At 41.1% G+C, this 21534-nt stretch carries 22 protein-coding genes; 21 read left to right on the forward strand and 1 reads right to left on the reverse strand.

Annotated features, from left to right (window positions below):
- The first annotated feature begins 33 nt into the window (after positions 1-33).
- From fghA to PQR79_RS16310, 21 genes are all read left to right on the forward strand, one after another.
- The gene (gene fghA, locus PQR79_RS16210; protein WP_238107394.1) at positions 34-879 is read left to right on the forward strand and encodes an S-formylglutathione hydrolase; all 846 of its coding nucleotides are present in this window, start codon (positions 34-36) and stop codon (positions 877-879) included.
- A 211-nt stretch (positions 880-1090) separates the two neighbouring features.
- A complete protein-coding gene (gene mioC, locus PQR79_RS16215; RefSeq protein ID WP_238107393.1) occupies positions 1091-1534 on the forward strand; it encodes an FMN-binding protein MioC in 444 nt (147 codons plus the stop codon).
- Positions 1535-2001: 467 nt separating this feature from the next.
- Positions 2002-3891 carry a tRNA uridine-5-carboxymethylaminomethyl(34) synthesis enzyme MnmG gene (gene mnmG / locus PQR79_RS16220; protein WP_238107392.1) on the forward strand — a complete coding sequence of 630 codons (1890 nt, stop codon included), beginning with the start codon at positions 2002-2004 and terminating at the stop codon, positions 3889-3891.
- Between the two features lie 111 nt (positions 3892-4002).
- On the forward strand, positions 4003-4623 hold the full coding sequence (gene rsmG / locus PQR79_RS16225; protein WP_238107391.1) for a 16S rRNA (guanine(527)-N(7))-methyltransferase RsmG: 621 nt from the start codon (positions 4003-4005) through the stop codon (positions 4621-4623).
- A gap of 62 nt (positions 4624-4685) precedes the next feature.
- Complete coding sequence (locus PQR79_RS16230; RefSeq protein WP_238107390.1) at positions 4686-5474, forward strand: ParA family protein; 789 nt, start codon at positions 4686-4688, stop codon at positions 5472-5474.
- An 11-nt stretch (positions 5475-5485) separates the two neighbouring features.
- The gene (locus PQR79_RS16235) at positions 5486-6370 is read left to right on the forward strand and encodes a ParB/RepB/Spo0J family partition protein (protein ID WP_238107389.1); all 885 of its coding nucleotides are present in this window, start codon (positions 5486-5488) and stop codon (positions 6368-6370) included.
- 225 nt (positions 6371-6595) lie between these two features.
- Positions 6596-6979, forward strand: a complete 384-nt coding sequence (locus PQR79_RS16240) for an ATP synthase subunit I (protein ID WP_315903094.1) — start codon at positions 6596-6598, stop codon at positions 6977-6979.
- A gap of 12 nt (positions 6980-6991) precedes the next feature.
- Positions 6992-7786, forward strand: coding sequence for a F0F1 ATP synthase subunit A (gene atpB, locus PQR79_RS16245; protein WP_188739954.1), 795 nt, complete (start codon positions 6992-6994; stop codon positions 7784-7786).
- Positions 7787-7851: 65 nt separating this feature from the next.
- The gene (gene atpE, locus PQR79_RS16250; protein ID WP_011639455.1) at positions 7852-8103 is read left to right on the forward strand and encodes a F0F1 ATP synthase subunit C; all 252 of its coding nucleotides are present in this window, start codon (positions 7852-7854) and stop codon (positions 8101-8103) included.
- A gap of 37 nt (positions 8104-8140) precedes the next feature.
- The gene (atpF, locus tag PQR79_RS16255; protein ID WP_238107387.1) at positions 8141-8611 is read left to right on the forward strand and encodes a F0F1 ATP synthase subunit B; all 471 of its coding nucleotides are present in this window, start codon (positions 8141-8143) and stop codon (positions 8609-8611) included.
- Between the two features lie 14 nt (positions 8612-8625).
- Positions 8626-9159, forward strand: a complete 534-nt coding sequence (atpH, locus tag PQR79_RS16260) for a F0F1 ATP synthase subunit delta (RefSeq protein ID WP_238107386.1) — start codon at positions 8626-8628, stop codon at positions 9157-9159.
- 14 nt (positions 9160-9173) lie between these two features.
- The gene (gene atpA, locus PQR79_RS16265; RefSeq protein WP_188920667.1) at positions 9174-10715 is read left to right on the forward strand and encodes a F0F1 ATP synthase subunit alpha; all 1542 of its coding nucleotides are present in this window, start codon (positions 9174-9176) and stop codon (positions 10713-10715) included.
- Between the two features lie 53 nt (positions 10716-10768).
- Entirely contained in the window at positions 10769-11629 is an 861-nt protein-coding gene (gene atpG, locus PQR79_RS16270; RefSeq protein WP_238107385.1) for a F0F1 ATP synthase subunit gamma, read from the forward strand.
- Positions 11630-11663: 34 nt separating this feature from the next.
- Positions 11664-13055 (forward strand): F0F1 ATP synthase subunit beta, encoded by a 1392-nt coding sequence (gene atpD, locus PQR79_RS16275; protein ID WP_238107384.1) that lies wholly within the window; start codon positions 11664-11666, stop codon positions 13053-13055.
- A gap of 36 nt (positions 13056-13091) precedes the next feature.
- A complete protein-coding gene (locus tag PQR79_RS16280) occupies positions 13092-13520 on the forward strand; it encodes a F0F1 ATP synthase subunit epsilon (RefSeq protein ID WP_238107383.1) in 429 nt (142 codons plus the stop codon).
- Positions 13521-13934: 414 nt separating this feature from the next.
- Positions 13935-15293 (forward strand): bifunctional UDP-N-acetylglucosamine diphosphorylase/glucosamine-1-phosphate N-acetyltransferase GlmU, encoded by a 1359-nt coding sequence (gene glmU / locus PQR79_RS16285; RefSeq protein ID WP_238107382.1) that lies wholly within the window; start codon positions 13935-13937, stop codon positions 15291-15293.
- 160 nt (positions 15294-15453) lie between these two features.
- Complete coding sequence (locus tag PQR79_RS16290) at positions 15454-16224, forward strand: DeoR/GlpR family DNA-binding transcription regulator (RefSeq protein WP_238107381.1); 771 nt, start codon at positions 15454-15456, stop codon at positions 16222-16224.
- A 24-nt stretch (positions 16225-16248) separates the two neighbouring features.
- Positions 16249-18078 carry a glutamine--fructose-6-phosphate transaminase (isomerizing) gene (gene glmS / locus PQR79_RS16295; protein ID WP_238107380.1) on the forward strand — a complete coding sequence of 610 codons (1830 nt, stop codon included), beginning with the start codon at positions 16249-16251 and terminating at the stop codon, positions 18076-18078.
- Positions 18079-18219: 141 nt separating this feature from the next.
- Positions 18220-19281, forward strand: a complete 1062-nt coding sequence (locus PQR79_RS16300; protein ID WP_238107379.1) for a type I restriction endonuclease — start codon at positions 18220-18222, stop codon at positions 19279-19281.
- Between the two features lie 160 nt (positions 19282-19441).
- Complete coding sequence (locus PQR79_RS16305; RefSeq protein WP_238107378.1) at positions 19442-19690, forward strand: hypothetical protein; 249 nt, start codon at positions 19442-19444, stop codon at positions 19688-19690.
- A gap of 225 nt (positions 19691-19915) precedes the next feature.
- Positions 19916-20332 (forward strand): FAD synthase family protein, encoded by a 417-nt coding sequence (locus PQR79_RS16310; protein WP_188923269.1) that lies wholly within the window; start codon positions 19916-19918, stop codon positions 20330-20332.
- Between the two features lie 95 nt (positions 20333-20427).
- On the opposite strand, the gene PQR79_RS16315 is transcribed toward PQR79_RS16310, so the two are convergent.
- On the reverse strand, positions 20428-21450 hold the full coding sequence (locus PQR79_RS16315; protein ID WP_274408570.1) for a CDP-glycerol glycerophosphotransferase family protein: 1023 nt from the start codon (positions 21448-21450) through the stop codon (positions 20428-20430).
- Positions 21451-21534: the final 84 nt, after the last annotated feature.

The following is a 21534-nucleotide window of genomic DNA, read 5'->3' on the forward strand; positions in this document are numbered from 1 at the left end:
TAATTAGCTGCATTTATTTTATGAGGACCCACCATGACCATTGAAAATATCAGCAACACCAAAGCATTTGGTGGCTGGCATAAACAATATACTCATTTTTCAACAGCATTAAATTGCACGATGCGATTTGCTATTTACTTACCGCCACAAGCTGAACAACAAAATGTGCCCGTATTGTATTGGTTATCAGGGCTTACCTGCACTGACGAAAACTTTATGCAAAAAGCCGGTGCACAGCGCATTGCCGCTGAACTAGGTATAGCGATTGTTGCACCAGACACCAGCCCACGTGGTGATGGCGTTGCCGACGACAAAGACGGTGCTTATGATTTTGGTTTAGGCGCAGGGTTTTACCTCAATGCGACTAAACCACCTTTTGATCAGCATTATAAAATGTATGATTATGTGGTGTCAGAGTTACCAGCAATCATTGAAGCGCATTTTCCGGTAACTAACCAACGTAGCATTAGTGGCCACTCAATGGGCGGCCATGGCGCCTTAACAATTGCATTAAAAAATCCAAACCTATTTGCTAGTGTGTCAGCCTTTAGCCCAATTTGTAATCCAATGGATTGCCCTTGGGGAATTAAAGCATTCCGTGGTTATTTGGGCGATGATCAACAGCAATGGCAACAATATGATAGCTGTGAATTAATGCAAAATAGCCAACAATTTGTGCCTGCGCTGGTGGATCAAGGTAGCAATGACAACTTTTTAGATGAGCAATTAAAACCTCACGCATTAGAAAAAGTCGCCCAACAAAAGGGTTATCCTCTCGAGTTACGAATGCAGTCTGGATATGACCATAGCTACTACTTTATTGCGACCTTTATTGAAGAACACCTGCGATTTCATGCAAAATATTTAAAGATCAACTAACACTAATCAGATGTTAACACTCACTCAAAACGAGCCTTTAGGGCTCGTTTTTTTATCGCTACAAAGTATAAAACGGCCAAATAAACAGGTTATTTAGGCGTAAAAAGTGTAAATAAGCCAACATGTAGCACAATTGAGCGAGTAAAATAACCGTAAAGCACATTAAAACTGGCTGTTAAACAAGCAGTTTAAGCAACAATTCGGAGTAAAAATGGCAAAAATAGCATTATTAGTGGGTACCACATTGGGCAGCTCAGAATATGTCGCCGATGAAATGGCAGAGCAATTGACCCAATTAAACCACCAAACAGAGGTATTTATTGACCCACAATGGAATCAATTAAGCGACTTTTCAGTGTGGATCATCGTTAGCTCAACCCATGGCGCGGGCGATCTACCCGACAACATAGTGCCTTTTTATAAACAATTAATACTCAATATGCCGGATCTAACATCGGTTCAACATGCATTATGCGCCATTGGTGATTCGAGCTACGACACATTTTGCCAAGGGCCCAAAAAAATAATCGATCTACTTTTACAATGTGGATCAACTCCAATTGTGGATAAGATCCAAATTGATGTCCAACAAGATCCCGTGCCTGAAGAACCCGCTCTGGCGTGGCTATCGCAATGGCAGGATAAAATTAAGTAGCCATAATATGCGATCTTATTTTGTATAAACTAAGATCAACTCACAATTTAGATTTGACTTATCCACAAATTACTATTTTAAATAACAACTTTGTGGATAAGCTATTATTTTTAGCGATCATAACTCTGTACTACTCACAACCAGATCTGCTTAAAGATCCCCCTTGTGGATAAGTACCCGATCTATCCCCACCTTATATTGAGTTTGATCGCGATCAGATCACAGGTTTAATAAGCTGTTAAATCTTGATTTTAAAGGTAAAATAGAGTTATTAACAGAAAATACCGATCCTAATAGTAAACATAATAAAAAGATCTATATAAAGATCTTAAGATCTATTAAGCAAACCCATCTTGATCATTCTATGAAAAATGATCATTCACGTTCTGACAAGCAAGTGCTAAAATGCGCAGCTTGAATCACGTTTCAAATTGAATTTAACTTTCTAAGCAATCAAAGGTCGCATAATGCATTTTCATGAACGGTTTGATGTAATTGTCGTTGGTGGTGGTCATGCCGGAACTGAGGCAGCCCTCGCAGCAGCAAGAATGGGATCAAAAACATTATTGTTAACCCATAACATCGACACACTAGGTCAAATGTCTTGTAATCCCGCCATTGGTGGTATTGGTAAAGGGCATTTGGTTAAAGAGATCGACGCATTAGGCGGAGCCATGGCAACGGCAACAGATTTTGCCGGGATTCAATTTAGAACATTAAATTCAAGTAAAGGCCCAGCTGTTCGTGCAACTCGTGCCCAAGCAGACCGTGCGTTATATCGTCAAAAAATTCAGCATATTTTACAAAATCAAGTTAACTTACGTATTTTTCAACAAGCGGTTGATGACTTAGTTGTTGAAAATAATAAAGTTATTGGTGTTGTCACTCAAATGGGGCTCGCATTTGAAGCACCTGCAGTGGTCTTAACCACAGGCACATTTCTAAGCGGTAAAATTCATATTGGTTTACAAAACTACAGCGGTGGCCGTGCAGGCGATCCACCAGCAATTGCATTAGCAAATCGTTTACGTGAATTACCTATCCGTGTAGGCCGTTTAAAAACAGGTACACCACCACGTATTGATGCCAATACCATTGATTTTTCACAAATGACTGAGCAAAAAGGTGATTCGCCATTACCGGTAATGTCATTTATTGGCGATGTCAGCCAGCATCCAAAACAAATTTCATGTTTTATTACTCACACCAATGAAAAAACTCACGACATTATTCGTGGTGGCTTAGACAGAAGTCCAATGTATTCAGGTGTTATCGAAGGTATTGGCCCTCGTTACTGCCCATCGATTGAAGATAAGATCCACCGCTTTGCTGATAAGTCATCGCATCAGATCTTTATTGAACCTGAAGGGTTAAGCACGAATGAGATCTATCCTAATGGTATTTCTACAAGCTTACCTTTTGATGTACAACTTAATTTAGTCCGTTCGATCAAAGGCATGGAAAACGCTGAAATCGTTCGTCCTGGTTACGCTATCGAATACGATTATTTTGATCCACGCGATCTTAAAAATTCATTAGAAACCAAAACCATTGAAGGTTTATTCTTTGCTGGCCAAATTAACGGCACTACAGGTTACGAAGAAGCCGGTGCTCAAGGGTTATTAGCGGGTATGAATGCATCTTTACAGGTACAAGGTAAAGAGACTTGGTGTCCACGCCGCGATGAAGCTTACCTTGGGGTATTAGTTGATGATCTATCAACCCTTGGTACTAAAGAACCCTACCGCATGTTCACTAGCCGTGCCGAGTATCGTTTATTACTACGTGAAGACAACGCTGATCTACGCTTAACCGAAAAAGGCCGTGAGCTTGGTTTGGTTGACGATAATCGTTGGGAGTTATTCAGTAAGAAAAAAGAATCGATCGAACTGGAATTACAGCGTTTACGTAGCCAATGGGTACACCCTAATTCACCGTTATTAGACGTATTAAACCCTCAATTAAATACACCCATCTCGCGTGAAGCGTCATTTGAAGATTTGCTGCGTCGCCCTGAAATGGATTACAGTAAATTAATGCGGTTAGAGGGATTTGGTCCTGGACTTGACGATCCACAAGCTGCAGAGCAAGTACAAATTCAAGTTAAATACTCAGGATATATCCAACGTCAACAAGATGAAATTGATAAAGCTATTCGTCATGAGAGCTCATTATTACCACTTGATCTAGATTACAAAGAAGTTCCCGGCTTATCAAATGAAGTGATTGCTAAGCTAAATAACCATAAACCTGAAACGGTAGGACAAGCATCACGCATATCAGGAATTACCCCTGCAGCGATCTCAATCTTGCTAGTCCACTTAAAAAAACGTGGTTTATTGAGAAAAAGCGCATAATTACAGATATTTTTTCGACTCAATAACACAAGGGAAGCCATAAGGCTTCCCTTAGTGCTTTTACGGCTTCATAATAACTGCCGTCTGTTCATGCAATTTACGAGGCTTTCTGTGTTATCTGCGCAACTTCAAACCTATTTAGCTGAAATGAAAATATCGGCCACTGAATTACAACAAAAGCAACTAATCGGTTTTGTTGAAATGCTCGCTAAATGGAATAAAGCCTATAACCTCACCTCGGTTCGCGATCCTGAGCAAATGTTAATTCGTCATATTATGGACAGTTTGGCAGTTTCTCCTTATCTTGATGGACAACGCTTTATCGATGTGGGTACAGGACCTGGTTTACCGGGGATCCCGTTAGCCATTATGAACCCAGACAAAGAATTTGTATTATTAGACAGCTTAGGCAAACGGATCCGTTTTCAGAAACAGGTTCAGTTTGAGCTAAAAATTAATAATATAACCTCTGTAGAAAGCCGGGTTGAGGCTTATCAACCTGAAGATAAATTTGATGGCGTATTAAGCCGAGCGTTTGCTTCGATACAAGACATGCTGAGCTGGTGCCATCATTTACCAAAAGAAAACGGTATTTATTACGCCTTAAAAGGCCAATTAAGTGAACAAGAATTACAGCAAATGCCGCCAGGATTTTCGCTGGTTGATACCATTGTATTGCATGTACCAAAGCTAGATGAACAGCGACATTTATTAAAAATTACTAAGCAATAAAGTGCATTTCTTTCGCTAATTAATCGAACCGGACATCAATAATTTAAAGACAGGATGACATAGTGGGTAAAATTATTGCCGTAGCCAACCAAAAAGGTGGCGTAGGAAAAACAACTACTTGCGTAAACTTAGCCGCATCACTTGCCGCCACAAAGCGTAAAGTGTTGTTGATCGACTTAGATCCTCAAGGCAATGCCACCATGGGCAGTGGGGTCGACAAATATGATGTTGACAGTACCGCCTACGAATTACTCGTAGAAGAAAAGCCTTTTGCAGATATTGTGATTAAAAATACCGTGGGTAAATTTGATCTGATCGCCGGTAATGGCGATGTGACTGCTGCAGAAATTAAGCTGATGGAGTTTTTTGCTCGCGAGATCCGCTTACGTAACGCACTTGCGCCTATAAGAGATGACTACGACTATATCTTTATCGACTGCCCACCCTCATTAAATATGTTAACTGTTAATGCCATGTCTGCTGCAGATTCTGTTTTAGTACCAATGCAGTGTGAATACTATGCATTAGAAGGGCTAACAGCGTTAATCGATACCATTACTAAGTTAGGTGCAATGGTCAATCCAACATTAACCATTGAAGGTATATTGCGTACTATGTACGACCCACGCAATCGCCTATCAAATGATGTATCTGATCAACTAAAGCAACATTTTGGAGATAAGGTTTATCGCACTGTCATTCCAAGAAATATTCGTTTAGCGGAAGCACCTAGTTTTGGTGCGCCTGCCATGTATTACGATAAATCAAGTGCAGGTGCTAAAGCTTATTTAGCCCTAGCAGGTGAAATTATTCGTCGTGCAGAGCAGCAGACACAACCCAAACAAGCGTAGGATATATAAAAATGACGTTAAAAAAACGCGGTTTAGGTAAAGGCCTGGATGCCTTATTAAGCCATAGTAATGCGGCGACTCGTAAAACTGAGCAATCTGAAGAAACTCTACCATTAGCCACTGCAGGCGATCTTATTCATCTTGATCTCGACAAACTCCAGCCGGGTAAATACCAACCGCGTAAAGATATGTCGCCTGAAGCACTAGAAGAACTGGCTGAATCAATTCGCTCGCAAGGAGTTATTCAACCTATTGTTGTACGTAGGGTTGTTGATGATAATTATGAAATCATCGCCGGTGAGCGTCGTTGGCGAGCTGCGCAACTTGCTAAACTTGATAAAGTTCCTTGTATTGTTAAGCAGGTGGCAGATGAAGCCGCTGTCGCTATTGCATTAATTGAAAATATTCAGCGCGAAGATCTCAATGCAATGGAAGAGGCAATAGCATTACAACGTTTGTTAGAAGAGTTTGAGTTAACACATCAACAAGTCGCCGATGCGGTAGGTAAATCTCGTGTTAGTGTGTCAAACCTATTACGTTTAAATAGCCTCAATGAGCCTGTTAAACGTTTGTTAGAATATGGTGACATTGACATGGGGCACGCCCGTGCTTTATTGGCTATTGAAGGCGATGAACAAACTAATTTGGCTCGATTAGTTGCCTCAAAGGAAATGACTGTTCGAGAAACTGAACGATTAGTTAATAAAGCCCTAAATCCGGCTAAAGTTGCCGAAACACCAGCTAAAGATCATGATGTTAGCCGTTTAGAACAAGAGTTAATTGAAAGGCTCGGTGCCAAAGTTGCCATCAACCATGGTACTAAAGGCAAAGGAAAAATTGTAATAAACTACCAAAATCTCGCTGAATTAGACGGTATTTTAAGTAAAATCCGCTAAAAAGCCGACTAAACCATTTTATGTAGTAATTTTGTGACATAGCGCTAATTTTTACTTTTGTATATTTAGCGCTAATTCACTCATTAAATCGTTGTTTTCCTATCATCAAAGTTGCAAACAAAGCGCGAAAAGGTATACTTTGCAGGCTTTTTGTATCTTAAGGCTAGTTTAATCTATTAAATTTAACATTAGGACCGCGAAAGGCATTAATGCGGAGATATGAAGTTGGGTAATGTTTTAGCGCGTCGTGGTAGGTTAGCAGCCTATAAATTAGTGCTGGTACAAGCGATTGTTGCGAGTATTATTTCAATACTATTTTTCGTAATGTGGGGAGCGCAGTATGGTCAGTCTGCATTAGCAGGCGCGATTATCGCTGTACTTCCTAATTTTGTATTCGCAACCCTAGCTTTCTCACATAGTGGGGCAAGCTCAGCAGCAAAAGTGATTAAAAGCTTTTACTGGGGGGAAGCGGTAAAGATGCTGTTGACCATTGCATTGTTTACGTTGGTGTTTATCAACATGGAAGTCGGATTTATGCCGCTTTTTACTTGTTATTCGTTAGCGTTAGTTGTGCACTGGATAGCACCTTTATATTTCAAGCAAAGTTAAGTGGGATGAATCATGGCTGCAACTGGTGAAGCGTTAACACCGCAGGGCTATATCCAACATCACCTTACCAACTTAAGTGTTGGTGAAGGGTTTTGGACATGGCACATTGATTCGTTGCTCTTTTCGGTTGGGCTTGGTGTGTTGTTCTTATGGCTGTTTTACAGTGCTGGCAAAAAAGCGACAACAGGCGTTCCTGGCAAATTTCAATGTTTTGTCGAGATGATTGTTGAGTTTGTTGATAGCAGTGTGAAAGAAACCTTTCACGGCCGCAATCCTGTTATTGCGCCTTTAGCTCTGACTATTTTTGTGTGGATTTTCATGATGAACTTCATGGATATGATCCCTGTAGATTGGTTGCCATGGGCAGCAAGTTTAGCAGGCGTGCCATACCTCAAAGTAGTTCCGACTACTGACGTAAACATCACTTTTAGCTTAGCTATTGGTGTGTTTGTGCTGATTATTTACTACAGCATTAAAGTCAAAGGTGTTTCAGGTTTTGTTAAAGAACTAACATTTCAGCCTTTTAACCATTGGGCAATGATACCCGTCAACTTATTATTAGAAACAGTAACCTTAGTGGCAAAGCCTATTTCATTGGCTCTACGACTATTTGGTAACTTGTATGCTGGTGAGTTGATTTTTATCCTTATTGCATTGATGTATGGTTCTAACGTGGCGTTATCTGCTCTAGGTGTAGGATTACAACTAGGTTGGTTAATTTTCCATATTTTAGTTATTACTTTACAAGCATTTATTTTCATGATGTTGACCATTGTTTATTTAAGCATGGCGCATGAAGATCACTAAGGGTAACCGAAAATTTTTTTGACCTAAATCATTAATAACAACGATTTAGAATATTGGAGATAGATATGGAAACTGTATTAGGAATGACGGCTATTGCTGTTGCTCTACTTATTGGTATGGGTGCATTAGGAACAGCTATCGGTTTCGGCCTTTTAGGTGGAAAGTTTTTGGAAGGTGCAGCTCGTCAGCCAGAAATGGCGCCTATGTTACAAGTTAAAATGTTCATCGTAGCGGGTCTACTTGATGCCGTAACTATGATTGGTGTAGGTATTGCGCTATTTATGCTATTTACTAACCCATTGGGTGCAATGCTTTAATTAACGCTTCTGTCTTTAATCTAACTAGGAGGCTGTTGTGAATTTCAACGCTACCCTATTCGGTCAGACGGTTGCCTTTATTCTCTTCGTGTGGTTTTGCATGAAGTTTGTATGGCCTCCGTTGATGAATGCCATCGAAGAACGCCAGAAGAAAATTGCTGATGGTCTGGCAGATGCCGGCCGTGCAGCAAAAGATCTAGAGTTAGCGCAAATTAAAGCTACTGAGCAACTAAAAGAAGCAAAAGTAACTGCCAACGAGATCATTGAGCAAGCTAACAAGCGTAAAGCTCAAATCGTTGAAGAAGCTAAAGCTGAAGCACAAGTTGAGCGAGCTAAAATTATCGCTCAAGGTAATGCAGAAATTGAAAACGAACGTAATCGCGTGAAAGATGACTTGCGTAAGCAAGTTGCTACTCTAGCCGTTATCGGCGCAGAGAAGATTCTTGAACGTTCGATTGACCCAGCCGCCCACAGTGACATTGTTAATAAACTTGTTGCTGAAATTTGATAAGGAGTTGAGTTATGGCTGAATTAACCACCATCGCTCGCCCTTACGCAAAGGCAGCTTTTGATTTTGCTGTTGAACACAAAGCAGTAGATAGCTGGACAGAAATGTTAGCTTTCGCCTCATTGGTAAGTGAAAATGAATCAATGAAACCACTGCTTAACGGTACTCTAGCGAGTACTCAGCTTGCCTCACTGTTTATTAACGTTTGCGGTGAACAAGTCAACGAGCAAGGTCAGAACCTGATAAAGGTAATGGCTGAAAACGGTCGTTTAGGGATACTGCCAACAGTATCGCTACTTTTTGCTGAATACCGTAATGAGTGGGCAAAAGAAGTTGAAGCCAGTGTGGTTTCTGCTACTGAGCTAAGCTCTGAGCAACAGCAGCAAATTAGTGTTTCTCTAGAGAAACGTCTCGCACGCAAAGTTAAGCTGAATTGCAGCATCGACGCATCGCTTATTGGCGGTGTGATTATTAAATCAGGCGACCTAGTCATTGATGGCTCGGTAAGCGGTAAGTTATCGCGCTTGTCTGATAAGCTGCAGTCGTAATTGGGAGTTTGAGCATGCAACTGAATTCCACTGAAATCAGCGATCTGATTAAGCAGCGGATCGAGCAGTTCGACGTCGTTAGTGAAGCTCGCAACGAAGGTACTATCGTTGCAGTAAGTGACGGCATCATTCGCATTAACGGCCTTGCCGATGTAATGCAAGGTGAAATGATCGAACTGCCTGGTGGCCGTTTTGCAATCGCGTTGAACTTAGAACGTGATTCTGTAGGCGCCGTAGTAATGGGCCCTTATGCTAATTTAGCAGAAGGTGCAAAAGTAAGAACCACTGGTCGTATTCTTGAAGTACCTGTGGGTCGTGGACTACTTGGTCGTGTTGTTAACACCCTTGGTGAGCCAATCGACGGTAAAGGACCTATCGATAACGATGGTTTCTCACCTGTTGAAGTGATTGCCCCTGGTGTTATTGAGCGTAAATCAGTAGATCAACCAATCCAAACTGGTTATAAAGCCGTTGATGCCATGATCCCAATCGGTCGTGGTCAACGTGAATTGATCATTGGTGACCGTCAGACTGGTAAAACAGCGATGGCTATCGATGCAATTATCAACCAGAAAGATTCAGGTATTAAGTGTGTCTACGTTGCTGTTGGTCAGAAAGCTTCTACCATCGCTAACGTAGTACGTAAACTTGAAGAACATGGCGCACTAGCTAACACTATCGTTGTTGTTGCATCAGCTTCTGAAGCTGCAGCACTGCAATTCTTAGCACCATATTCTGGTTGTTCAATGGGTGAATACTTCCGTGACCGCGGTGAAGATTCTTTAATCGTATATGATGATTTGTCTAAGCAAGCAGTTGCTTACCGTCAAATTTCATTGCTATTGAAGCGTCCACCAGGACGTGAAGCATACCCAGGTGACGTATTCTATCTACACTCGCGTTTATTAGAGCGTGCATCACGCGTAAACGTGAACTATGTAGAAAAGTTCACAAACGGTGCAGTAACAGGTCAAACCGGTTCGTTAACCGCGTTACCTATTATTGAAACCCAAGCTGGTGACGTATCAGCGTTCGTACCGACCAACGTAATTTCTATTACAGATGGTCAGATCTTCCTTGAGACTGACTTGTTTAACTCGGGCTTACGTCCAGCGGTTAACCCAGGTATTTCTGTTTCTCGTGTTGGTGGTGCAGCGCAGACTAAGATCATCAAGAAACTGTCTGGCGGTATTCGTACTGCACTTGCACAGTATCGAGAGCTTGCAGCGTTCTCACAGTTTGCATCTGATTTAGATGATGCAACACGTGCTCAACTTGAGCATGGTGAGCGTGTAACCGAATTAATGAAGCAAAAGCAATATGCTCCTATGAGCGTTGCGGCCCAAGCTGTGTCTATTTTCGCAGCTGAAAAAGGCTACCTTAAAGGTGTTGCTTTAAATGAAATCGGTCGCTTCGAAGCCGCTCTGCTTTCATACATGAACAGTCAACATGCTGACCTAATCAAAACCATCAACGCTACTGGCGATTATAACGCTGATATCGAAGGTGAGTTGAAGGCAGGCATGGACAAGTTCATTGAAACCCAAACCTGGTAATAATGAACAAGAGGTGTCATTAGGCACCTCAGGTCCCAGATTGGAGAGTAGAGATGGCCGGCGCTAAAGAGATTAAAACCAAGATCGCGAGTGTTAAAAACACTCAGAAGATCACTTCAGCTATGGAAATGGTTGCAGCCAGCAAAATGCGCAAAGCGCAAGAACGCATGGCAGCAAGCCGTCCATATGCAGAAAATATGCGTAAGGTGATCGGTCACGTAGCGCAAGGTACTCTCGAGTATAAACACCCCTATTTAGAGGTGAGAGATGCCAAGCGGGTTGGTTACATTGTTGTAGCAACCGACCGTGGCCTTTGTGGTGGTTTGAACGTCAACCTGTTCAAAAAGGTTGTGTCAGACGTGAAGAAATGGAAAGAACAAGGTGCTGAAGTGGACTTTTGTCCAGTAGGTGCTCGTTCAGTTCAATTTTTCAAAAGCTTTGGTGGTAATGTAACTGCCCATGCATCAGGTTTAGGCGATTCGCCAAAACTTGCTGACTTGATTGGCACCGTTCGTGTCATGTTAAAAGCTTACAACGAAGGTAAACTGGATCGTCTGTACATTGTGTTTAATAAATTTGTTAATACAATGGCCCAGACTCCTGTGATCGAACAGCTGCTACCTTTACCTAAGTCAGATGAAGAAGTAGCGAGTTACCCTTGGGATTATATTTACGAGCCAGATCCAAAAGAAATTTTGGATATACTGTTAACTCGTTATGTAGAGTCACAAGTGTATCAAGGTGTTGTTGAAAACCTTGCCTCTGAACAGGCTGCCCGTATGGTAGCGATGAAGGCGGCAACAGACAACGCTGGCGAAATGATCGATGATCTGCAATTAGTCTATAACAAAGCCCGTCAGGCTGCGATTACGCAAGAACTGTCGGAAATTGTTTCGGGCGCTGCAGCGGTTTAGGTTAGGTAACGAATTCAAGTTTAGAGGATTAATCATGAGCACAGGTACTGTTGTCCAAGTAATTGGCGCGGTTGTGGACGTCGAGTTTCCACAAGATTCTGTACCTCGGGTATATGACGCTCTGAAGATCACAGGTGAAGGCGCCTGTAATGGTTTGGTGCTGGAAGTTCAGCAGCAGCTAGGTGGTGGTGTAGTACGTACCATCGCTATGGGTTCTTCTGATGGTCTGCGTCGTGGTCTAGAGGTAGCAAACTCAGGTTCACCGATTTCTGTTCCGGTAGGGGTTAAGACCCTTGGCCGTATCATGAACGTATTAGGTGAGCCGATTGATGAAGCGGGTCCAATTGGTGAAGAAGAGCGTTATGAAATTCACCGTGCAGCTCCTTCATATGAAGATCAATCAAATGCGACTGAGCTTTTAGAGACGGGTATCAAGGTTATCGACCTTGTTTGTCCATTCGCTAAAGGTGGTAAAGTAGGTCTGTTTGGTGGTGCTGGTGTTGGTAAAACAGTTAACATGATGGAACTGATTAACAACATCGCTAAAGCTCACTCAGGTCTTTCTGTTTTCGCTGGTGTTGGTGAGCGTACTCGTGAGGGTAACGACTTCTACTACGAGATGGAAGATTCAGGCGTATTAGACAAAGTAGCCATGGTTTATGGTCAGATGAACGAGCCTCCAGGAAACCGTTTACGCGTAGCGTTAACTGGCCTGAGTATCGCTGAAAAATTCCGTGACGAAGGTCGTGACGTATTGTTGTTCGTTGACAACATTTACCGTTATACCCTTGCTGGTACTGAAGTATCTGCACTATTAGGTCGTATGCCTTCTGCGGTAGGTTATCAGCCAACACTAGCTGAAGAGATGGGTGTTCTTCAAGAACGTATCACTTCAACTAAGACTGGTTCGATTACCTCTGTACAAGCAGTATATGTACCTGCGGACGATTTAACCGATCCGTCACCAGCAACAACCTTCGCTCACTTAGATGCGACTGTTGTATTGTCTCGTCAAATTGCTTCATTGGGTATTTACCCAGCCGTTGACCCGTTGGATTCGACTTCACGTCAGTTAGATCCACAGGTTGTTGGTCAAGAGCATTATGATGTTGCAAACGGTGTACAAACTGTATTACAGCGTTATAAAGAGCTGAAAGACATTATTGCTATTTTGGGTATGGATGAATTGTCAGATGATGACAAAACCATGGTATTCAGAGCACGTAAGATTGAGCGTTTCTTATCTCAGCCTTTCTTCGTAGCAGAAGTGTTTACTGGTTCTCCAGGTAAGTACGTTTCTCTAAAAGACACTATCCGTGGCTTTAAGGGTATCTTGGACGGTGAATTCGATCACATTCCAGAGCAAGCGTTCTACATGGTTGGCTCAATCGATGAAGCTATCGAAAAAGCGAACAAAAAGAAATAACTAGGCCGTAAAGCTTAGTTCTTTAAGGAGAACTTGATGGCAGCCAAAACAGTCCAACTTGATATTGTTAGTGCAGAAGACAGCATCTACCACGGTGAAGTGAGCTTTTTTGAAGTGAACGGCGCTGAAGGTGAGTTAGGTATTATGCCTAACCATGTTGCTCTACTAACAAAAATCAAGCCTGGTATGGCGCGCTTTATCAAGCAAGATGGTAGCGAAGAAGTGTTGTACCTTTCTGGTGGTTTACTGGAAGTACAACCTACTGCAATCTCAGTACTTGCTGATGTAGCATTACGTGCCGATGATATTGATGAAAAAGCCGCTTTAGAAGCGAAGGAACGTGCAGAGCATGCTATTGCTAATGCTGGCGCTGACTTCAATTACGAAGCTGCTGCTATTGAATTGGCCAAGTCTTTGGCTCAATTGAAAGTAGTTGAAACCATCAAGAAAAATATCACCAGATAATCTGATTATTTGACGCAATAAAAGGCGACTCATTATGAGTCGCCTTTTTTATTTATCATTAACTAATACCAATCCTTATTAGAATGTGATCTATTTTAGGCTGCGTCACTAGGCCCCAGTACAATGAAAATGACTGCAGGTATAGTCATTTACATCAAAGTCATTTGAAGCCGTAATGGGGTTTGTGACACAGCCCCGAAGGGCGAATTTATCAGCGTGGTATTCTTTGTTAGCCTTTCTTAACGTAGTGCACTATGCCCTCAAAAGACTGCCTCGACTACCTCACTGATAACTTTCGCTAAAAGAGCAAATTCTAATGCGGATTGGTATAACAATCGCGATTTTTTTCATTTGTAACGTGATTAAGCTAAAATAGCGCCAATTTGAATAAAGTGTACTTTAAAGGAATCAACCATGTCGTTAAATGTAGTGATCTTAGCCGCAGGTAAAGGAACTCGCATGCGCTCAGATTTGCCTAAAGTATTGCATCCCATCGCCCATAAAAGCATGGTTCAACATGTTATTGATACTGCAAGCTCATTAGGTTCAGACGCTATTCAATTAGTGTATGGTTATGGCGCTGAAAAACTACAGGCGGCATTAGGTGAACAAACATTAAATTGGGTATTGCAAGCTGATCAGCTAGGCACTGGCCATGCTGTAGCACAGGCCAATCCTAACATTAACGACGACGATATCGTATTGATCCTTTACGGTGATGTACCGCTTATTCAACAATCTACACTCGAAAACTTGCTCGCCGCACGTGAAAAAGATGGCCTTGCCATTTTAACGGTTAATCTTGCTAACCCAACCGGTTACGGCCGTATCGTAAGAGAGTTTGGTAAAGTAGTGGGGATTGTAGAGCAAAAAGATGCTAATGCGGAGCAGTTAAAAATTACCGAGGTTAACACCGGTATTATGGCGGTTCCCGGTAAGCAATTAAAAGCATGGTTAAATCGGTTATCAAACAACAATGCTCAAGGCGAATACTATTTAACCGACATTATTGCCATGGCACATGCTGATGGTGTCGCGATAACGACATCACAACCCCAGTCAACCGTTGAAGTTGAAGGCGCCAATAACCGTGTACAATTAGCCCAGTTAGAGCGAGCATACCAAGCGCGCGCCGCTGAAAAACTCATGTTAGAAGGTGCTAATTTACGTGATCCTGCTCGTATTGATATTCGCGGTGAAGTGAGCGTGGGTATGGATGTGATGATTGACGTTAATGTTATATTCCAAGGTAAAGTGGTATTAGGAAATAATGTTACGATTGGCGCAGGTGCTATTCTGATTAACTGCGAAGTAGCCGATAACGCAGAAATTAAGCCATACACTATTGTAGAAGGCGCAAAGCTTGGCCAAGCAGCAAGTGCAGGACCTTTTGCCCGTTTACGTCCAGGGGCTGAATTAAAACAAGACGCTCATATTGGTAATTTTGTTGAAATCAAAAAATCAGTATTAGGTGTGGGCTCTAAAGCCGGCCATTTAGCTTATCTCGGCGATGCTGTTATTGGGTCAGGGGTCAATATTGGCGCTGGAACCATTACCTGTAACTACGACGGTGCTAACAAGTTTATTACCACCATTGAAGACGGTGTGTTTGTTGGCAGTGACACGCAATTAGTTGCGCCAGTAACTATTGGCAAAAATGCAACCTTAGGTGCTGGATCTACTATCACTAAAGATGTCGCAGCTAATGAACTCGTTATCACTCGAGTCAAACAGCGCCATATTTCAGACTGGCAACGTCCAATTAAAAAGTAAGTTTGTCTACTTAGATGAGCATTAACCTTTAAAACCTCTGTTTATCACAGAGGTTTTTTTGTACATATATWTCAACTTTTGCGATTAAAAACTAGATAAAGTTTCATTTGTTGCTAAAATAACTTTCGAAACGAAACATTTCGAAAGGCTTTTTAATAAAATGACCAAGCGTAATACCCAACAACGCCGCCATTCGATCATTAAATTGGTTAATGAACAAGGTGAAGTCAGTGTTGATGAATTGGCTAGTTTGTTCGCTACATCAGAAGTCACGATCCGCAAAGATTTAGCCATGCTTGAAACCCATGGCTTACTATTACGACGCTATGGTGGTGCAATACAACTACCGCAGGAAATGACACAACTAGCCAACGAAACATTGTCACTAAATAAGCAGGCTATTGCTGCAAAAGCGGCGGAGCTTATTCGTGATCATAACCGAATCATTATTGACAGTGGCAGCACCACATCAGGCATTGTGCAACAGCTTAACAATAAGCGTGGCCTCGTGGTGATGACTAATTCGTTGCAATTAGCCAATGCCATACACGAACTTGAAAATGAACCCACATTATTGATGACCGGTGGTACATGGGATCCACATTCAGAGTCTTTTCAAGGCCAAGTGGCAGAACAAGTATTGCGTTCATATAACTTCGACCAATTATTTATTGGTGCTGACGGCCTAGATTTGGACCGTGGAACCACCACATTTAATGAGCTAACTGGCCTGAGTAAAGTGATGGCCGAAATGTCGCGCGAGGTTGTGGTGTTATTAGAGTCGACAAAAATAGGTCGAAGGATCCCAAACCTTGAACTGTCTTGGGATGTCGTAAATGTATTGGTTACCGACGACAACATTAGCTCACAAGCCGTAGAAACCATTTCAGCACACGGTGTTAAGGTGATACTTGCGCCGTATGCTAACTAAATTTATATCTCAAAGGAAAATAGTATGTGCGGAATCGTAGGCGCTGTTGCGCAAAGAGATGTTGCAGAAATTTTAGTAGAAGGCCTTCGTCGTCTTGAATATCGTGGCTATGATTCAGCAGGCGTTGCAGTGATTAATCAAGGTGAATTAAGCCGCACTCGCCGTTTAGGTAAAGTACAAGAATTATCTTCAGCCCTAGATGCAGCGCCACTTGCTGGTGGTACCGGTATTGCTCACACACGCTGGGCGACACACGGAGAACCAAGCGAACGTAATGCTCATCCACATTTATCAGAGGGCGATATTGCAGTTGTACACAACGGTATCATTGAAAACCACAACAAACTCCGAGAAATGCTCAAAGGTTTAGGTTATGTGTTTTCATCTGACACCGACACCGAAGTCATTTGTCACCTTGTGCATCACGAGCTTAAAGCCGCAGGTAATTTATTGGCTGCAGTTCAAGCAACAGTTAAACAGCTTGAAGGTGCTTACGGTACTGTTGTTATCGACCGCCGTGACAGTGAACGTATGGTTGTGGCTCGCAGTGGTAGCCCATTAGTGATTGGCTTTGGTCTTGGTGAAAACTTTGTTGCTTCTGACCAATTAGCCTTACTACCCGTTACCCGTTCTTTTGCCTTTTTAGAAGAAGGTGATGTAGCCGAAGTAACACGTCGTGAAGTCAATATTTTTGACGTAACAGGAAGCCCAGTTAAGCGCGAAATTAAAGAGTCTGAAGTGACCCATGACGCGGGTGATAAAGGTGAATACCGTCATTACATGCTCAAAGAGATTTATGAGCAGCCAACAGCCATCACTCATACTTTAGAGGGGCGTATTGCCGGCGGTAAAGTCTTAGATTCAGCTTTTGGTGAAAATGCCGCTGAGTTTTTAAAAAACATCAAACACGTACAAATTATTGCCTGTGGTACCAGTTATCATGCCGGCATGGCTGCGCGTTACTGGTTAGAAGACTGGGCTGGTGTATCGTGTAATGTTGAAATTGCATCGGAGTTCCGCTATCGCAAGTCACACCTATTCCCAAATAGCTTATTAGTGACTATTTCACAATCAGGTGAAACTGCCGACACATTAGCGGCAATGCGCTTAGCAAAAGAGATGGGTTACAAAGCTACACTTACTATTTGTAACTCGGCGGGTTCGTCATTAGTGCGTGAATCTGACATGGCTTATATGATGAAAGCTGGTGCTGAAATTGGCGTCGCTTCAACCAAAGCTTTTACCGTGCAGCTTGTCGGTTTATTAATGCTAACAACGGCAATTGGTCGTTACAATGGCATGTCTAGCGAAATGGAGGCGGCGATTACCCAAAGCTTACTATCAATACCTGCTAAAGTTGAGCAAGCTCTGGGGCTAAATGAGGCTATTATTGAATTAGCAGAAGACTTTGCTGATAAACAACATGCGTTATTCTTAGGCCGTGGCGACCAGTACCCTATTGCAATGGAAGGTGCATTAAAGCTTAAAGAAATTTCGTATATTCATGCCGAAGCTTATGCATCAGGTGAATTAAAACACGGCCCATTAGCACTGATTGATGCTGATATGCCTGTGATTGTGGTTGCACCAAACAACGAACTGCTTGAAAAGCTAAAATCAAACGTTGAAGAAGTGCGCGCTCGTGGCGGTTTAATGTATGTATTTGCTGATGTCGATGCTGAGTTTGAATCAGACGATACTATGAAAGTCATCCAGGTACCACATTGTGATGAGTTTATGGCGCCACTGATTTACACCATTCCATTACAGTTATTGTCATACCACGTGGCATTGATTAAAGGTACTGATGTAGACCAACCGCGTAACCTCGCAAAAAGCGTCACGGTTGAGTAAGGTTATGATTTGATTAAAAAAGGCTTCTTATGGGAGCCTTTTTTGTTGTCTAAAAAATGCTCAAAAAATATTATGGTATTTGGTTTTTATCTGCTAACTTGAAATTGGAGTGACATTAATCATTAACACGAGGTCGATGAGATGGATTTTATTGAACGAATAGATGTTTTATCAAAAAGGATTCCTGAAATAGCAGCCAGTTTGCAAACTGAAGAAGCCACTAAAAATGCGTTGATCATGCCATTTTTGCATACAGTATTAGGTTATGATGTTTTTAATCCCAACGAGGTAATCCCTGAGTTTACTGCCGATATAGCCACAAAAAAAGGCGAGAAAGTAGACTATGCATTAGTTAAGGATGGCGAGGTACAAATTCTTATCGAATGCAAAAAATATGGTGAAAAGCTATCCATTAAACATGCAGGACAACTTTTTAGGTATTTTTCGGTTACAAACTCTCGTTTGGCCATTTTAACAAACGGCACAGAATACCAATTTTTTACCGATCTTGATGCCCCTAATAAGATGGATGAAAAACCATTTTTAATCTTAGATTTATTAAATATTGATGAGCATTTGGTTCCTGAGCTTAAGAAACTCACTAAATCTTCATTTGATGTTGAGTCTATCGTGAGTGCCGCTGGTGAACTTAAATATTTAAATCAAATAAAAAAATTGTTAAATGAGCAATTTAAAGAACCAGAAGAAGAGTTTATTAAATTTTTCGCTGCAAGAGCATATGATGGTGTACTTACACCTAAAGTTAAGCAACAGTTTACTGAAATAACTAAAAAAGCATTAAGACAATTTCTAAGTGATAGTATTAATGACAGGTTGAAATCAGCAATAGGAAGTGAGCAGGTTTCAAAAGTAGATGAAGAAACTATCAATACGCAAGATGATGATAAACCTAAAATTATTACCACTAATGATGAAGTTGAAGGTTTTAATATCGTTAAAGCTATCTTAAGACAAAAAGTAGATGCAACGAGAATTATTGCAAGAGATACTCAGAGTTATTTTGGGGTTTTATTAGATGATAATAACCGTAAACCATTATGTCGTTTGCACTTTAATGCCAAACAAAAATATCTTGGGTTGTTCGATGTCGATAAAAATGAAACTCGGCATCCGATAGAGACTATCGATCAAATCTTTGATTTTAGTGAGATATTATTACAAACAACAACATACTATGAATAATTTATTCTTTTAGTTAAGCACCAAAAAATTGTGAGTCTTTAACTGCTAAAGCTCGATAACAAGCGACTGACTCCTTGAGTAGTCGCTTTTTTACATCTCACTAACCCATTAAATGGCTGTCTTGTGTGAGTGTTGACTGCAGATTTAAAACAGATTTAGTTTGCTTAAATCAATCGACTCAACGGATGAGGGCTTACTTGAAGCTAAAAAAATAATCTCGACCGAAAAACTGGCTGCTGTGAGGTTATGCTTTGGTGCTGCGCTTGGTATGGCTTTTATGGTAGCGAATACAACCCCTTTTATTGCAGCAATGCTAGCGATTATTGTGGTTGGGGTATATCAATATCGTTACTGGAAAATGGCAGCTTGGCTGCGCTTACCAAATCCATTCTTATTAAATCACCCTTAATAACCTATTTATAAAAAACATAATCGAAACTGTTTGGGAACATGATTGATACTGTTGTTAACCAGAGCCGTCACATAAGTCTAATGTATCAAGCTTGTCGTTGATGCTACTTAACATTTATTTTATTTGAATAGGGGATGAGTTGATAAGTGATTCCTGTCATAGCAAACATCATGGCATAATGTGGACAACGGGTTTGATATCCATTTGTTAATTGGGTTTTATATGAAAAAAATTGGCTATACCACAGGTGTGTTTGATTTGTTCCATATTGGTCATCTCAATGTGTTAAAGCGCGCCAAGCTTGAATGCGATTACCTCATTGTTGGGGTGACAAGTGACGAATTATCTATGTCGGCAAAAAATAAAAAGCCGGTTATTCCATTCCAAGAACGCTTGGAAATTGTAGAAGCAATAAAGTTTGTCGATGAAGTTGTACCACAAATGAGCTATGACAAACTAGAAGCTTGGAATAACCTAAAATTTGACAAAATGTTTGTTGGTGATGATTGGAAAGGTACTGACAAATGGATTGAAATTGAAAAAGATTTTGCAAAGTTAGGCGTAGAGATTATGTATTTTTCTTATACGACTCATACCTCAAGCTCTATACTGCGAGACGTACTAAGTAAAATCAAATAATCGATAGAAATTTTTGTGATTTAACGCCCTTGTCGTGTTATCTGTAAGGGCGATAATCTCATTAAACCTCATAGGAGTTTTCAATCTTATGAGTGCTAACTCCAACGATAATACTTTAATTTCTTTCGTATTTTTATCCGACGAATTAAGTTTAAAGGTTTTGCTTTAAGGTGAGATGTTCCTGAAGCAACCAATTTATCAATAGCATCTAATACCCGCTCACTCGACAGGCCATCTTTGTAAGGATGAATTGAATCACAATGCGCCTTTATCTTATGCAACAAACTAGCGTTTGGTTGTAAAGCGGTGTCTAACACCTGTTCTAGTTGTGATGGTTGTTGAAAATTAACCATCCACTCTTCAGGACGTCGATTATTTAGTGCGACAACAACTTTCTCTTGTAAAGCAAACTCAGTCAATATCGAAGAAGTGTCTGATAGAATAATATCGGCAGCTTGTAGCAGCGGTATAATATCCCCGGTTTCAACAAAGCGTAAGTTATTGCTTGATAAAGCTTTAAACATTGTCACTTCTTCAGCGGTGGCTTTGGGGTGTAATTTTACAATCCATTGCCAATCTTTAGTTTCAGCGAGATGCTTAATAAATGGATGTAAGGCGAACGTACTGGTTAAGCTGGGCGAGAATGTGGGGGCATACAAGATCACCGGTTTTTCAGACTGATATTTTTCAGTATCTCGGTGTAATGAAAATAATGGATCTAGTTTTGACCAGCCGGTTTCCACTATCTCACAAGTCCCATCATTGATTGAGCTAAAACCTTGGGTAATATTGGGACCTTGTGTGCAATACAAGTCAAAAAAGCCTCGTATATTGAATTTACCTTTTTTGCCAGAATCGAAGCCATGAAAAACTTGCACTTTTATCCCCGGGAAAAAATCTGGAATAAAGTTTCCAGGTGCTAACGTTGCATGTGGATCAAATTTTTTGACTTGGTTAACGTCAACTAAACGATCATCACTAGATAAGAGAAACTTTTCAGCCTCACTTCCTTTTGGTATAAACCAAGCCACTTTGCTACCACGCTTTTTAATCGCAATTTCAAGCGGCCGAAGTACGCTAAAGGAGTATGACAATGTTACATAAAATAAATAGCGCATCTCATTTACTGCCTTTAAATTATTATTTGATTGTTCAAGCACGTTAAAAACACCTATATTTACGCTTTTTCGACATTAACACTA

Source organism: Shewanella metallivivens (assembly GCF_028750675.1).
In the GTDB taxonomy this organism is placed as follows: domain Bacteria; phylum Pseudomonadota; class Gammaproteobacteria; order Enterobacterales; family Shewanellaceae; genus Shewanella; species Shewanella metallivivens.

Excerpts from the sequence above, each read along its gene's own strand:
- mnmG (WP_238107392.1), top strand. The coding sequence starts at position 2,002 with ATGCATTTTCATGAACGGTTTGATGTAATTGTCGTTGGTGGTGGTCAT.
- PQR79_RS16310 (WP_188923269.1), top strand. The coding sequence starts at position 19,916 with ATGAAAAAAATTGGCTATACCACAGGTGTGTTTGATTTGTTCCATATT.
- glmU (WP_238107382.1), top strand. The coding sequence starts at position 13,935 with ATGTCGTTAAATGTAGTGATCTTAGCCGCAGGTAAAGGAACTCGCATG.
- PQR79_RS16315 (WP_274408570.1), bottom strand. The coding sequence starts at position 21,450 with ATGCGCTATTTATTTTATGTAACATTGTCATACTCCTTTAGCGTACTT.
- PQR79_RS16235 (WP_238107389.1), top strand. The coding sequence starts at position 5,486 with ATGACGTTAAAAAAACGCGGTTTAGGTAAAGGCCTGGATGCCTTATTA.
- atpH (WP_238107386.1), top strand. The coding sequence starts at position 8,626 with ATGGCTGAATTAACCACCATCGCTCGCCCTTACGCAAAGGCAGCTTTT.
- PQR79_RS16290 (WP_238107381.1), top strand. The coding sequence starts at position 15,454 with ATGACCAAGCGTAATACCCAACAACGCCGCCATTCGATCATTAAATTG.
- glmS (WP_238107380.1), top strand. The coding sequence starts at position 16,249 with ATGTGCGGAATCGTAGGCGCTGTTGCGCAAAGAGATGTTGCAGAAATT.
- fghA (WP_238107394.1), top strand. The coding sequence starts at position 34 with ATGACCATTGAAAATATCAGCAACACCAAAGCATTTGGTGGCTGGCAT.
- PQR79_RS16280 (WP_238107383.1), top strand. The coding sequence starts at position 13,092 with ATGGCAGCCAAAACAGTCCAACTTGATATTGTTAGTGCAGAAGACAGC.
- atpE (WP_011639455.1), top strand. The coding sequence starts at position 7,852 with ATGGAAACTGTATTAGGAATGACGGCTATTGCTGTTGCTCTACTTATT.
- atpB (WP_188739954.1), top strand. The coding sequence starts at position 6,992 with ATGGCTGCAACTGGTGAAGCGTTAACACCGCAGGGCTATATCCAACAT.
- atpD (WP_238107384.1), top strand. The coding sequence starts at position 11,664 with ATGAGCACAGGTACTGTTGTCCAAGTAATTGGCGCGGTTGTGGACGTC.
- atpA (WP_188920667.1), top strand. The coding sequence starts at position 9,174 with ATGCAACTGAATTCCACTGAAATCAGCGATCTGATTAAGCAGCGGATC.
- atpG (WP_238107385.1), top strand. The coding sequence starts at position 10,769 with ATGGCCGGCGCTAAAGAGATTAAAACCAAGATCGCGAGTGTTAAAAAC.
- mioC (WP_238107393.1), top strand. The coding sequence starts at position 1,091 with ATGGCAAAAATAGCATTATTAGTGGGTACCACATTGGGCAGCTCAGAA.
- PQR79_RS16300 (WP_238107379.1), top strand. The coding sequence starts at position 18,220 with ATGGATTTTATTGAACGAATAGATGTTTTATCAAAAAGGATTCCTGAA.